This is a genomic window from Nocardioides dilutus (genome assembly GCF_054779555.1).
The window spans coordinates 200,918-213,075 of sequence record NZ_BAAGYA010000004.1 but is presented as its reverse complement, the minus strand read 5'-3'; the positions used below and the strand labels follow the sequence as shown (position 1 = coordinate 213,075).

Below are 12,158 nucleotides of genomic sequence, written 5' to 3'. Positions count from 1 at the left end.
CGTCGTCACCAACCGTGTCGACGCCCCGGCCGTCCCAGCAGTGACTGAGACGGCCGGGGCGTTAACACGCCCGAAACAATTGCTGGGTTGGCTGTGGCCCCGTGACTTCGCTCGCCATCGACCCTGCACTCGACTCAGGCAACACGGCCTGGCTGCTCGCGGCCTCAGCTCTCGTCCTGCTCATGGCCCCGGGCCTGGCGCTCTTCTACGGCGGCATGGTCCGCTCCAAGAGCGTCCTCAACATGATGATGATGACCTTCGGGTCACTCGCGGTCATCTCCATCCTGTGGGTCCTGGTCGGCTACTCGATCGCGTTCGGTGATGACGTGACCCTCGGCCTGTTCGGTGACCCCACCCAGTACGCCGGCCTGGGCCAGCTGATGAGCGAGGAGAGCAACGGAGACTCCGGGATCCCGCTCATCCTGTTCGCGGTCTTCCAGGGCCTGTTCTGCGTGATCACCGGCGCCCTGGTCTCCGGCGCGATCGCGGACCGGGCCCGGTTCGGCGCCTGGATGGTCTTCGTCGCGGTGTGGACCCTCCTGGTCTATGCGCCGGTCGCGCACTGGGTGTTCGACTTCTCCGCCGGCGACCACGTCGGCGGCTGGCTCGCCAACGAGGTCGGCACCATCGACTTCGCCGGCGGCATGGCGGTGGAGATCTGCTCGGGCGCCTCGGCGCTGGCGTTGGCGCTGGTGCTCGGCCCCCGGGTCGGGTTCGGCAACGAGCCCATGCGTCCGCACAACCTGACGCTGGTGATGCTCGGCGCGGGACTGCTGTGGTTCGGCTGGTTCGGCTTCAACGCCGGGTCCGCGCTGGGCGCCAACCAGGCCGCCGCGGTCGTCTTCACGACCACGCTGCTCGCCGGGGCGAGCGGCTCGCTGGGCTGGTTGCTCCTCGAGCGGATTCGCTACGGCCGCGGCACGTCCCTGGGCGCCGCCTCCGGCCTGGTGTCGGGTCTGGTCGCGATCACGCCGTCGTGCGGCTCGGTGTCGCCGATCGGTGCCATCGCCATGGGGCTCGTCGCCGGAGTCGTCTGCGCGCTGGCGGTCGGCCTCAAGTACCGCTTCCGCTACGACGACTCGCTCGACGTCGTGGGGGTCCACCTCGTCGGTGGGCTGGTCGGCACCTTCGGGATCGGGCTGATCGCCACGGCGGCCGCGCCCACCGGCGTCGACGGCCTGTTCTACGGCGGCGGGGCCGACCAGCTCGGGCGCCAGCTCCTCGGCGGCGGGGTGGTGCTCGTCTACGCCTTCGTGGTGTCGGGCATCATCGGCTTCGTCGTCCACAGGACGATGGGCTTCCGGATCGACGAGGAGCACGAGGTCAGCGGCATCGACCTCGTGGTGCACGCCGAGACGGCGTACGACCTGCATCCCACCAGCGGCACCACCAGCTCGGGTGGCCCGTTCACCCAAGGAGGACTCGGATCATGAAGCTCGTCACCGCGGTCGTGAAGCCGCACAAGTGGGAGGACGTCCGCGCGGCCCTCGAGGGGGTCGGCATCACGGGCATGACGGTCAGCGAGGTCAGCGGTTACGGCCGTCAGAAGGGGCACACCGAGGTCTACCGCGGTGCGGAGTACGACATCGCGCTGGTGCCCAAGGTCCGGATCGAGATCGTGGTGGCCGACGGCGACGTCGAGCCCGTGGTCGACGCGATCACCCGGAGCGCCCAGACCGGCCGGATCGGCGACGGCAAGGTATGGGTGCAGGCCGTCGAGTCGGTGGTCCGGGTCCGCACCGGCGACCGCGACGACGCGGCGTTGTAGTCGAGTTCCAGCGATTCCTGCGGTGGTTTCGAGACGGCTCGCGCAGTCACCTCGCAAGCTCGGTGCCTGCGCCGAGCCTCCTCAACCTCATCGCCTGTCGCTCAGCCCTAGCAGGCTCGGGCTGAGCGGCCGATGACCGCGGCCGAGCGCGCGGAGCGCACGGCCGCGGCCGATGCGCTGTGCGTCCGCGCCTGGGAGTCGGTCTCCGGGCCTGACGTCGGCGCCGCGCTGGTGGCGGTCGGGGGCTACGGCCGTAGCGAACTGGCGCCCCACTCCGACCTCGACGTGGTGCTGGTCCACGACGAGCAGCCTGCCTTCGACCTGGGCGAGGTGGCCGGCACCGTCTGGTACCCCCTGTGGGACTCGGGGGCCAACCTCGACCACTCGGTGCGCACCCTGTCGCAGATGGTCGAGACGGCGGGCACCGACCTCAAGGTCGCGCTCGGCCTGCTCGACGTCAGGCATGTCGCCGGCGACCCCAACCTCACCCTGCGGCTGCGGACCACCATGCTCACCGAGTGGCGGCGAGACGCCCGGCACCGGCTGCGCGCGCTGCGGGCGCTGGTCGACTCCCGGCACGAGCTGATGGGTGAGCTGGCGCACGCCTCCGTCCCGGACCTCAAGGAGACCGAGGGTGGGATCCGGGACGCGACGGTCCTGAAGGCCCTGGTGGCGACCTGGCTGGTCGACGTGCCGCACGTCGAGCTCGAGCGCAGCCGGCTGGCGATGCTCGACGTCCGTGACCAGGTCCACGCCATCGCCGGCCGGGCGACGGACCGGATCACGCCGGAGATGTGGAGCGACCTGGCGCCACTGCTGGAGGTGGAGGACGCCCGCGCCGCCCAGGTGGCCGTGCGGGAGCTGGGCCGGCGGATGGCACACCTCTCGCGACTGACCTGGCGCCGGGTGGACGACGCTCTCGACCGGGCGACCGCTGCGCGCCGGCCGTCGCTGACGCCTGTCGCCGACGGGGTGGCGCTGGCGGCCGGCGAGATCGTGCTGGACAAGCGGGCCCGGCCCGCCGAGGACCCGGCCCTGCTCCTGCGGGCCGCCGCGGCGGCCGCCGAGCGCGACGTCGTGCTCGCGCCGCCGACCGCGGCCCGGCTGGCCCGCGAATGTGCGCCCATGCCGACGCCCTGGCCGGCCGAGGCCCGCGACCTCCTGGTGCGCATGCTCGCCGCGGGCCGCGGGCTCCTCGGGACCTGGGAGACCCTCGAGGCGACGGGGGCGCTCACCGGCCTGTTGCCGGAGTGGGAGCGGATCCGGCTGCTGCCGCACTCCTCCGAGATCCATCGCTTCACCGTCGACCGGCACGTGGTCGAGACGTGCATCGAGGCGTCGTCGATGATCCGGCGGGTCGACCGGCCGGACGTGCTCATGGTCGCCGCCCTGCTGCACGACATCGGCAAGGGCAGCCTGACCGAGCACAGCGTCGCCGGCGAGCCGATCGCGCGCTCGATCGCGACCCGGATGGGCTTCGACGACAGCGGAGTGGAGCTGATCGCCCTGTTGGTCCGGTGGCACCTCCTGCTGGCCGAGACCGCGACCACCCGCGATCCCGACGACCCGGCTACCGTCGAGACGGTCGCCGATCGGGTCGGCACCCGCCAGGCTCTCGACCTGCTGACCGTGCTCACCGAGGCCGACGCGCGCGCCGCCTCGCCGAAGGCATGGTCGACCTGGAGGGCCGGGCTGATCCTCGACCTCTCGCGACGCACCGCCGCCGCACTGAGCAGCGGCCGGGCCCTGCCGGCGATCGGGTCCGAGGAGGTCGAGATCCCAGCGGCGGCCAAGCAGGGGGCAGCGGTGTTCTCCGTCGAGGATCTCGACGACGGCAGCCGGGTCACCGTCACCGCCCCGGACCGAGTGGGCCTGCTCGCCGACGTCACCGCTGTCTTCGCCCTGCAGCGGATCCGCGTTCGTGCGGCGCGCGCCTGGTATCAGGACGGGTTCGGCGTCTCGGTGTGGGAGGTGGTCGAGGAGCAGCTCCAGCCGGCGACCCTTCGCCAGACCTACGAGGGGGTGGCCGAGGGGCGGCTCGACCCGAGTTCGCGGCTGCAGGTGTCCTCTCCGTCCGCGCTGGCGCCCTCGGTCGACGTCCGCCCGGAGGCGTCGGCACACGCCACGGTCCTCGAAGTACGGACCACCGACCGTCCCGGTGTCGTGCACCTGGTCTGCGCCGCACTCGCGCAGCTGGACGTGACGGTGCGCTCGGCGCACGTCGACACTCTGGGGCCGCAGGCGGTCGACGTCTTCTACCTCCAGGAGGCCTCGGCCGGGGTGCTCAGCGACCAGCGGGCCGCGGCTGCCGCGCACGCGGTCCGTGAGGCGCTCTCCGTCGCTCGTTAGGCTGGAGCCTCCCCAACACCCGAGGATCCATCTGTGTTCGCCACTCTCTCCGACCGTCTCGCCGACACCTTCAAGAACCTCCGTGGCAAGGGCCGGCTCTCCGAGGCGGACATCGACGCCACCGCCCGCGAGATCCGGATCGCGCTGCTCGAGGCGGACGTCGCCCTGCCCGTGGTCAAGGAGTTCGTGGCCGCGGTCAAGGAGCGGGCCCGTGGCGAGGAGGTCAGCCAGGCCCTCAACCCGGCCCAGCAGATCGTCAAGATCGTCAACGAGGAGCTCGTCAACATCCTCGGCGGCGAGACGCGCCGGCTGCGCTACGCCAAGAGCGGCCCGACGGTCATCCTGCTGGCCGGCCTCCAGGGCGCCGGCAAGACCACGTTGGCCGCGAAGCTGGCGCTCTGGCTCAAGGAGCAGGGCAAGAGCCCGCTGCTGGTCGCCTGCGACCTGCAGCGCCCCAACGCGGTCACCCAGCTCCAGGTCAACGGCGAGCGCGTCGGCGTACCCGTCTTCGCACCAGAGCCCGGCAACGCCCAGGGAATCGAGCACGGTGGTGACCCGGTCGCGGTCGCCCGGGGCTCGATCGAGGAGGCCAAGCGGACCCTCCACGACGTCGTCATCGTCGACACCGCGGGCCGCCTCGGCGTCGACGCCGAGATGATGAAGCAGGCCGCAGACATCCGCGACGCCGTCCAGCCCGACGAGGTGCTGTTCGTGGTCGACGCGATGATCGGCCAGGACGCGGTGGCGACCGCTCAGGCGTTCCTCGAGGGCGTCGGCTTCGACGGTGTCGTCCTCACCAAGCTCGACGGCGACGCCCGTGGTGGCGCCGCGCTCTCGGTGGCCTCGGTCACCGGCCGCCCGGTCATGTTCGCCTCCGCCGGCGAGAAGATGACCGACTTCGACGTCTTCCACCCCGACCGGATGGCCTCGCGCATCCTCGACATGGGCGACGTCATGACGCTCATCGAGCAGGCCGAGAAGGCGTTCGACTCCGAGCAGGCCGCCAAGGCCGCTGCCAAGCTCACCGGCCAGGGCGGCGAGTTCACGCTCGACGACTTCCTCGAGCAGATGCAGCAGGTCCGCAAGCTCGGGTCGATGTCCAAGATCATGGGGATGCTGCCCGGGATGGGGCAGTTCCGCGACCAGCTCGACAACTTCGACGAGCGCGAGATCGACCGCATCCAGGCGATCATCCAGTCGATGACGCCGGCCGAGCGGGCCAACCCCAAGATGATCGACGGGTCCCGCCGGGCCCGGATCGCCAAGGGCTCGGGCCGTCAGGTCTCCGACGTCAACAACCTCGTCGACCGGTTCTTCGAGGCCCGCAAGATGATGATGTCCTTCGCCAAGGGCGGGATGCCGGGTCTGCCTGGGATGCCCGGCATGGCCGGCGGCGGCAAGCGCGGCCAGGCCAAGCAGAAGGCCGCCCAGAAGAAGGGCAAGGGCAGCCGCCGCTCCGGCAACCCGGCCAAGGCCGCCCAGGAGGCGGCCGCGGCCAAGGAGAAGGCCGCCGCCGCTCCGGCGAACCCGTTCGGCGTGCCGTCCGGGGACGCCGAGGAGGTCGACTACGAGAAGGCCGCCGCCGCCCTCAACCTGCCGAAGGACTTCTCGAAGTACCTCAAGTGAGAGTTCTCGTGGTCGACGGGGCCAACGTCGTCGGCAGCCGACCCGATGGCTGGTGGAAGGACCGTGCCGGCGCCGCGCGGCGTCTCCACGAGTCGCTTCTGGTCGCGGACACGTCGTACGACATCACGGTGCTGGTCCTCGAGGGCGCGGCCAAGGGCGGCGTCCCCGCCGGTCGGGACGGCCACTTGGTCACGGTCCACGCGCCGCGCGACGGCGACACCACGATCACAGCCGAGGCGCGGGCCGCGGTCGGGCGCGGCGACCAGGTCACCGTCATCACCGCCGACCGGCTCCTCGCCGCGGCCGTCAACGCCGTCGGGGCCGCGGCGATGAGTCCGTCCTGGCTCCTCGACCAGCTCTGAGGCACTGCTCGGCGAGGGGAAACCTCCCGCGGATGAGGCCGCTCCGACCCACAAGCCAGGCCCGGTAACGTCCGTCGGGTGCCAGCGCTGAAGATCTCGGGTCCGGTGCTCCCCGACGGCGAGGTCCGTGACCTCTACGTCGTGGACGGACGGATCACGCTGGAGAAGCAGGCGGGGGCGGAGACCGTCGCGAGCGGTTGGGTCGTGCCGGGCCTGGTCGACGCGCACTGCCACCTCGGGCTCAACGACGACGGTGGGACCAGCGTCGAGGAGACCGAGCAGCAGGCGATCGACGACCGCGACGCCGGCGCCCTGCTGATCAGGGACGCCGGGTCGGCGGCGGACACGGCGTGGATCCACGAGCGCGAGGACCTGCCCCGGCTGATCCGCGCCGGGCGGCACCTCGCCCGGACCAGGCGCTACATCCGCAACTACGCCCACGAGGTGGAGCCAGAGGAGCTCGCGGCGTACGTCGCCCAGGAGGCGCAGCGCGGCGACGGCTGGGTCAAGCTGGTCGGTGACTGGATCAGCCGGGAGACCGGCGACCTGGCCCCGTCGTTCCCACCCGAGGTCTTCGCGGAGGCGATCCGGGTCGCCCACGACCACGGCGCCAAGGTGACGGCGCACTGCTTCGGCACCGCGGTGCTGCCGGGCCTCATCGAAGCCGGGATCGACTGCATCGAGCACGGCACGGGCCTCACACCGGACCTCGTCGCGGCGATGGTCGAGCACGGCACTGCGCTGGTCCCGACCGTGATGCAGGTGGACAAGTTCCCGGAGTACGCCGAGGCGGGCGCCCAGAAGTTCCCGGACTACGCAGCGACGATGACCGACCTGTTCGCCCGGCGGCGCGAGACGATCATGAACGCCTACGAGGCGGGGGTGCCGCTCTACGCCGGCTCGGACGGCGGGGGAGTGCGCAAGCACGGCAACATCGCCGGGGAGGTCGTGGCGATGGCCGACCTGGGGATGTCCACCGCGGCGGCCCTGGGTGCGGCGTCCTGGCGGGCGCGTGAGTGGCTCGGCTGGAACCCCACGCTCGAGGAGGGGGCGCCGGCCGACCTCGTGGTCTACGACGCGGACCCGCTGGCCGATCTGTCGGTGCTGGCCAGGCCCGCCTGCGTGATGCTGCGCGGCCGGGTGGTCGTCGGCTGAGCCGTCGACCAGCCAGCCAGCCAGCCCGTCAGTCCGTCCGGGCCGGCCGGGTGAACCACAGGATCGTCGTGCCGATGAGCAGTGCCAGGCCGAGGCCGAAGAGGAGCAGCGGGACGACGACCGCCAGCACGATGCGGAGCACGAAGTCCCCGACGACCAGCGCCGGGCCGATCTGGGCGGGACCCTCGTCGGCCGAGCAGGTCACCGACAGGTGACCGGAGCCCGGGTCGAACGACGCGATGGCCTGCCAGGCGTCGCCGTTGACGCTGCGGGTGATCGTGCCGTTGACCGGGTCGAGCGAGATCGCTCCGCCGGTGTCGGCGTCGCGGACGACGCACTCGGCGGCGCCGTGCTCCTGTTCCCAGAGATATCGGTCGCCGTCGGTGGCGACCGTGACCGGGTGCGGCGCGCCGTCCGCGGGGATCGTCGCCTCGACGCTGAGGAACCCGCTGTCGAAGATCCGGACGAACAGCACGACCCCGGCAAGGATCCCGGCGACGACCAGCAGGGCGCCGACCACGAACCAGACCACTCTGGGTCTGGGCTTCGCGGGTCCGGCCGGCTCGGGCGTGGCGCTGATGTACTCCGTCATCGGACTGGAGTCTGCTCGGTTTCGTGACGCCGTGGCGAGTCCCTCACCACGTTCGGCCCTCGCCACGGCTCCTCAACCTCCTCGCTTCCCGCTGCCTCCCTCGCAAGCTCGGGAGCCAGCAGGCTCGGAGATTTCGGCGGTCCGGCGAGGTCTGGCAGACTTGCCCGCTGAGTCTCGCGACCGAACGGACCCTCTCACCCGGTCGGATGCGAGCCCCCGGAGCCCGGTCCGCACGCCCCACGCGCACGCCGTACCTCCACCACCTGAGCAACACAAGAACTCTGAGGAGACACCACAACCGTGGCCGTCAAGATCCGTCTGAAGCGCCTGGGCAAAGTCCGGGTGCCGCAATACCGCATCGTCGTCGTCGACTCCCGCAAGAAGCGCGACGGCAAGGTGATCGAGGAGATCGGCAAGTACCACCCGAAGGAGGACCCCTCCTACATCTCGGTGGTCTCCGACCGGGCCCAGTACTGGCTGGGCGTGGGTGCGCAGCCGTCGGACGCCGTCGCCAAGATCCTCAAGATCACCGGTGACTGGCAGACCTACAAGGGCCTCAAGGGCACCGAGGGCACGCTGAAGGTCGCCGAGCCCAAGCGCGACAAGCTCGAGATCTTCAACGAGGCGCTCAAGGACGCTCACGGCGACTCCTCCGGCGAGGCGGTCACCAAGAAGGCGGCCGCCAAGAAGCCTGCCAAGAAGGCCGCCGAGGAAGCACCGGCTGCGGAGGCCCCGGCTGCTGAGGCCCCGGCCGAGGAAGCACCGGCTGCTGAGGCTCCGGCTGCTGAGGCTCCGGCTGCGGAGACGCCCGAGACCGCGGCCGCTGAGGCCGAGACCAAGACCGAGCCCGAGGGCACCGACAGCTGATGCTGGCGGAAGCCCTCGAGCACCTCGTGCGCGGGATCGTCGACAACCCCGACGACGTCTCCGTGCGTGACAAGCAGCTGCGCCGCGGTTCGATCCTGGAGGTCCGGGTCCACCCCGACGACCTCGGCAAGGTGATCGGGCGGGGCGGCCGGACCGCCACGGCGTTCCGCACGGTCGTCTCGGCCCTCGCGGGCCGAGGCGGCGCGCGGATCGACTTCGTGGATGTCGACCGCCGACGCTGAATTGGGCGCTGAGTCAGGCACGATGCCCGACGACCACATCGAGGTCGTCGTCGGCCGCGTGGGCAAGCCCCACGGGCTGCGCGGCGAGGTGACCGTCGACGTGCGCACCGACGAGCCGGAGCAACGCTTCGCCGTCGGAGCCACGTTGCGCGCCGAGCCGCCGGCCGGTTCGGCGAGCCCGCTGCGCTCGCTCACGGTCGCGAGCACCCGCTGGCACCAGGGGGTGTTGCTGGCCGGGTTCGAGGAGCTGCCCGACCGCAATGCGGCCGAGTCCGTGCGCGGGACGGTGCTCCACGCCACCATCCCCGCGGACAGCACTCCGGACGACCCCGAGGAGTTCTACGCCCACCAGCTCGTCGGGCTGGCGGCGTACGACGTCGACGGCACCCACCTCGGCGAGGTCACGGCGCTCACGACGGGCGCACAGGACCTGCTCACCGTGCGCACCCTCGACGGCCGCGACGCGCTGGTGCCGTTCGTGGCCGCCCTCGTGCCGGAGGTCGACGTGCCGGGGGGTCGACTGGTGATCGCCGACCGGCCCGGGCTCGTCAGTCCCTTCGACGAGGACTGAGCCGAGGACCGACGTGCGCCTCGACTACCTCACGATCTTCCCCGACTACCTGGCCCCGCTCGGCCTCTCCCTCACCGGCAAGGCCATCGAGCAGGGCCTGGTCGAGGTGCACGTCCACGATCTCCGCACCTGGACCCACGACCGGCACCGGACCGTCGACGACACGCCGTACGGCGGGGGCGCCGGCATGGTCATGAAGCCCGAGCCCTGGGGCGAGGCGTTCGACGAGCTCGGCCTGGACGGCGCGACCCTGGTCGTCCCGACACCGGCCGGGCGCCCGTTCACCCAGGCGCTCGCCCGAGAGCTCGCCTCGCGGCCCCGGCTGGTCTTCGCCTGCGGCCGCTACGAGGGCATCGACCAGCGGGTGCTAGACCACGCGGCCACGCGCACCGAGGTGGTGGAGCTGTCGCTGGGCGACTACGTGCTCAACGGCGGCGAGGTGGCCGCGCTGGCGGTCTCCGAGGCCGTGGTCCGGCTGCTCCCTGGCTTCATGGGCAACCCCGAGTCGATCGTGCAGGAGTCCCACGAGGGAGGCCTGCTCGAGCACCCCGTCTACACCCGGCCCCCGTCCTGGCGGGGCCTGGACGTGCCCGAGGTCCTGCTCGGCGGTGACCATGCGGCGATCGCCGCGTGGCGGGCCGAGCAGGCCCTGCGCCGGACGGCTGAGCGCCGGCCCGACCTGGCGCATCCCAGCCGGGTGGGGGAGTGGGAGATCGTCCCTGCCGTCCGAGGTGACGCCGGCGAGATCCTCACCCTCCAGCGTGCGTGCTGGGTGCAGGAGGCCCTCGACAACGACATGCTGGACATCCCGGCGCTGCACGAGTCCCTGGAGGCCGTCGAGGCGTCGCTGGACGACTGGACCTACTTCGTCGTTCGGGTGGAGGGACGGCTGGTCGGCGCGGTGCGCGGCCGGCTCGCGGTGCACGGCGAGGCGACGGCGTGGGACATCGGCCGGGTCATGGTCGCCCCGGACCTCCAGGGACGTGGGCTCGGCCGGGCGCTGCTCGAGCACATCCAGGCGGTGGCGCCCAGCGAGGCGTCGTCGTACGTCCTGTTCACCGGCGTCCGCAGCGCCGCCAACCAGCGGATGTACAAGAAGGCCGGGTTCAGGCTGCGCAAGGACCTGCCGGCGCCACCGGGCGCGGTGATCCTGACCAAGCCACGCTGATCGCCGCTGATTGGCCGGGCCCACCGCGCCTGTGGCAGACTCGTCCCTCGGCCCAGTCGGCCGAAGGACCGCCCGGAGATCGCCAGTGCGACCAAGCCGGGGATCCGCGTCGGGCCTCCTGCCACAGGGGGAGCCCACGCCGCCGGCCACCACGTCTGAGCCCACACCTGAACACCGCACCACCATCCGATACCGCGGCTGACCTGTGGCACTCGCGAGGAGCACTCAGTCATGAGCAACCAGAGCAACGTGATCGCCGATCTCGGCAACGCCGTCAAGCGCGACGACGTCCCGGACTTCCGCGCCGGTGACACCATCAAGGTCCACGTCAAGGTCGTCGAGGGCAACCGCTCCCGCGTCCAGGTCTTCCAGGGTGTCGTGATCCGCATCCACGGCTCCGGTGTGGGTCGCACCTTCACCGTCCGGAAGGTCTCCTTCGGCGTCGGTGTCGAGCGGACCTTCCCCCTCAACAGCCCGATCTTCGAGAAGATCGAGATCGTCACCCGCGGTGACGTGCGCCGGGCCAAGCTCTACTACCTGCGCAACCTGCGCGGCAAGGCCGCCAAGATCAAGGAACGCCGCGAGGCCTGAGTCGCCCCTCCCTAGACTCAGCGCGTGACCCCCGACGAGCGCGACGCACCCGTCGCCGACGAGCCGTCCGTGCCCGCCGAGGCCACCCAGTCCGAGGCCACCCAGCCACCCGCTGCTCAGCCCGAGGCCGGAGCCGGGAAGCCGGCGAAGGCCGAGCGCTCGAGCCTGCCCATCTGGCAGGAGACGCTGCTGCTGCTTGGTGTCGCCGTCGTGCTGGCGGTCGTCATCAAGGCGCTCCTGGTCCAGGCGTTCTACATCCCGTCGGAGTCGATGGAGCCGGGGCTGGTCGAGAACGACCGGATCCTGGTCCAGAAGTGGTCCTACTGGACCGGCGCGCCGAAGCGGGGCGATCTCGTGGTCTTCGAGGACCCGGGTGGCTGGCTCGGCCCCGACGAGTCGACGGGACCCTCCAACGGGTTCACCGAGGCGCTGGCGAAGCTCGGCCTGTTCCCCTCCGGAGGACACCTGGTCAAGCGGGTGATCGGGGTCGAGGGCGACACGGTCACCTGCTGCGACAGTGACGGGCGGATCGCAGTCAACGGGAAGGCCCTCGACGAGTCCGACTACGTCAAGGACGAGGCGGGTGTGGACTGCGCCGGACCGATGACGGGCAACTGCAACTGGTCCGCCGGCCCGGTGCCCGAGGGGCACGTCTTCGTGATGGGCGACAACCGGGCCCACTCCGCCGACTCCACTGTGCACATGTGCACCGAGGGTGAGACCGACTGCGTGCCCGGCCGTGAGTTCGTCGACAACGACCTGATCGTGGGCAAGGTGTTCGTACTCCTGTGGCCGTTCGACCGGTTCGGCACCCTCAACGGGGCCGACGTCCTTGCCGACGTGCCGGATCCCGAGTAGCCATACCGA

General features: G+C 71.4%; 13 protein-coding genes. 12 read left to right on the top strand and 1 reads right to left on the bottom strand.

Going from position 1 to position 12,158, the window contains the following annotated elements; genetic code table 11:
- Positions 1-101: 101 nt before the first annotated feature.
- The 6 genes from ACYVC6_RS22285 (at position 102) to ACYVC6_RS22260 (ending at position 7,260) form a co-directional block, all read left to right on the top strand.
- A complete protein-coding gene (locus tag ACYVC6_RS22285) occupies positions 102-1,433 on the top strand; it encodes an ammonium transporter (RefSeq protein ID WP_460716755.1) in 1,332 nt (443 codons plus the stop codon).
- Positions 1,430-1,768, top strand: coding sequence for a P-II family nitrogen regulator (locus ACYVC6_RS22280; protein WP_460716754.1), 339 nt, complete (start codon positions 1,430-1,432; stop codon positions 1,766-1,768). Before ACYVC6_RS22285 ends, ACYVC6_RS22280 begins: the two co-directional genes overlap by 4 nt.
- A 132-nt stretch (positions 1,769-1,900) precedes the next feature.
- The gene (locus ACYVC6_RS22275) at positions 1,901-4,117 is read left to right on the top strand and encodes a [protein-PII] uridylyltransferase (RefSeq protein ID WP_460716753.1); all 2,217 of its coding nucleotides are present in this window, start codon (positions 1,901-1,903) and stop codon (positions 4,115-4,117) included.
- 33 nt (positions 4,118-4,150) lie between these two features.
- Complete coding sequence (gene ffh, locus ACYVC6_RS22270; RefSeq protein ID WP_460716751.1) at positions 4,151-5,743, top strand: signal recognition particle protein; 1,593 nt, start codon at positions 4,151-4,153, stop codon at positions 5,741-5,743.
- Positions 5,740-6,105: a hypothetical protein gene (locus ACYVC6_RS22265; RefSeq protein WP_460716750.1), complete on the top strand. Its 366-nt coding sequence runs from the start codon at positions 5,740-5,742 to the stop codon at positions 6,103-6,105. The genes ffh and ACYVC6_RS22265 overlap by 4 nt, the downstream gene beginning before the upstream one ends.
- Before the next feature lie 78 nt (positions 6,106-6,183).
- The gene (locus tag ACYVC6_RS22260; protein ID WP_460716749.1) at positions 6,184-7,260 is read left to right on the top strand and encodes an amidohydrolase family protein; all 1,077 of its coding nucleotides are present in this window, start codon (positions 6,184-6,186) and stop codon (positions 7,258-7,260) included.
- A gap of 28 nt (positions 7,261-7,288) precedes the next feature.
- On the opposite strand, the gene ACYVC6_RS22255 is transcribed toward ACYVC6_RS22260, so the two are convergent.
- Positions 7,289-7,852, bottom strand: a complete 564-nt coding sequence (locus ACYVC6_RS22255; RefSeq protein WP_460716748.1) for a hypothetical protein — start codon at positions 7,850-7,852, stop codon at positions 7,289-7,291.
- A 300-nt stretch (positions 7,853-8,152) separates the two neighbouring features.
- Here ACYVC6_RS22255 and rpsP point away from each other — a divergent pair, with 300 nt between their 5' ends.
- From rpsP to lepB, 6 genes are all read left to right on the top strand, one after another.
- Entirely contained in the window at positions 8,153-8,719 is a 567-nt protein-coding gene (gene rpsP, locus ACYVC6_RS22250) for a 30S ribosomal protein S16 (protein WP_460716746.1), read from the top strand.
- Positions 8,719-8,961, top strand: a complete 243-nt coding sequence (locus tag ACYVC6_RS22245; RefSeq protein ID WP_292672191.1) for an RNA-binding protein — start codon at positions 8,719-8,721, stop codon at positions 8,959-8,961. Before rpsP ends, ACYVC6_RS22245 begins: the two co-directional genes overlap by 1 nt.
- A 22-nt stretch (positions 8,962-8,983) precedes the next feature.
- Positions 8,984-9,532: a ribosome maturation factor RimM gene (gene rimM, locus ACYVC6_RS22240; protein WP_460716744.1), complete on the top strand. Its 549-nt coding sequence runs from the start codon at positions 8,984-8,986 to the stop codon at positions 9,530-9,532.
- A 13-nt stretch (positions 9,533-9,545) separates the two neighbouring features.
- Positions 9,546-10,700, top strand: a complete 1,155-nt coding sequence (gene trmD, locus ACYVC6_RS22235) for a tRNA (guanosine(37)-N1)-methyltransferase TrmD (RefSeq protein ID WP_460716743.1) — start codon at positions 9,546-9,548, stop codon at positions 10,698-10,700.
- 231 nt (positions 10,701-10,931) lie between these two features.
- Positions 10,932-11,291 (top strand): 50S ribosomal protein L19, encoded by a 360-nt coding sequence (gene rplS, locus ACYVC6_RS22230; protein WP_460716742.1) that lies wholly within the window; start codon positions 10,932-10,934, stop codon positions 11,289-11,291.
- A gap of 24 nt (positions 11,292-11,315) precedes the next feature.
- Positions 11,316-12,149 carry a signal peptidase I gene (gene lepB, locus ACYVC6_RS22225; RefSeq protein WP_460716741.1) on the top strand — a complete coding sequence of 278 codons (834 nt, stop codon included), beginning with the start codon at positions 11,316-11,318 and terminating at the stop codon, positions 12,147-12,149.
- Positions 12,150-12,158 lie beyond the last annotated feature (9 nt).

Bases quoted from the DNA above. Each gene is read 5' to 3' on its own strand.
- ACYVC6_RS22280 (WP_460716754.1), top strand. From the start codon at position 1,430: ATGAAGCTCGTCACCGCGGTCGTGAAGCCGCACAAGTGGGAGGACGTC.
- ACYVC6_RS22275 (WP_460716753.1), top strand. From the start codon at position 1,901: ATGACCGCGGCCGAGCGCGCGGAGCGCACGGCCGCGGCCGATGCGCTG.
- ACYVC6_RS22255 (WP_460716748.1), bottom strand. From the start codon at position 7,852: ATGACGGAGTACATCAGCGCCACGCCCGAGCCGGCCGGACCCGCGAAG.
- ACYVC6_RS22245 (WP_292672191.1), top strand. From the start codon at position 8,719: ATGCTGGCGGAAGCCCTCGAGCACCTCGTGCGCGGGATCGTCGACAAC.
- rimM (WP_460716744.1), top strand. From the start codon at position 8,984: ATGCCCGACGACCACATCGAGGTCGTCGTCGGCCGCGTGGGCAAGCCC.
- rplS (WP_460716742.1), top strand. From the start codon at position 10,932: ATGAGCAACCAGAGCAACGTGATCGCCGATCTCGGCAACGCCGTCAAG.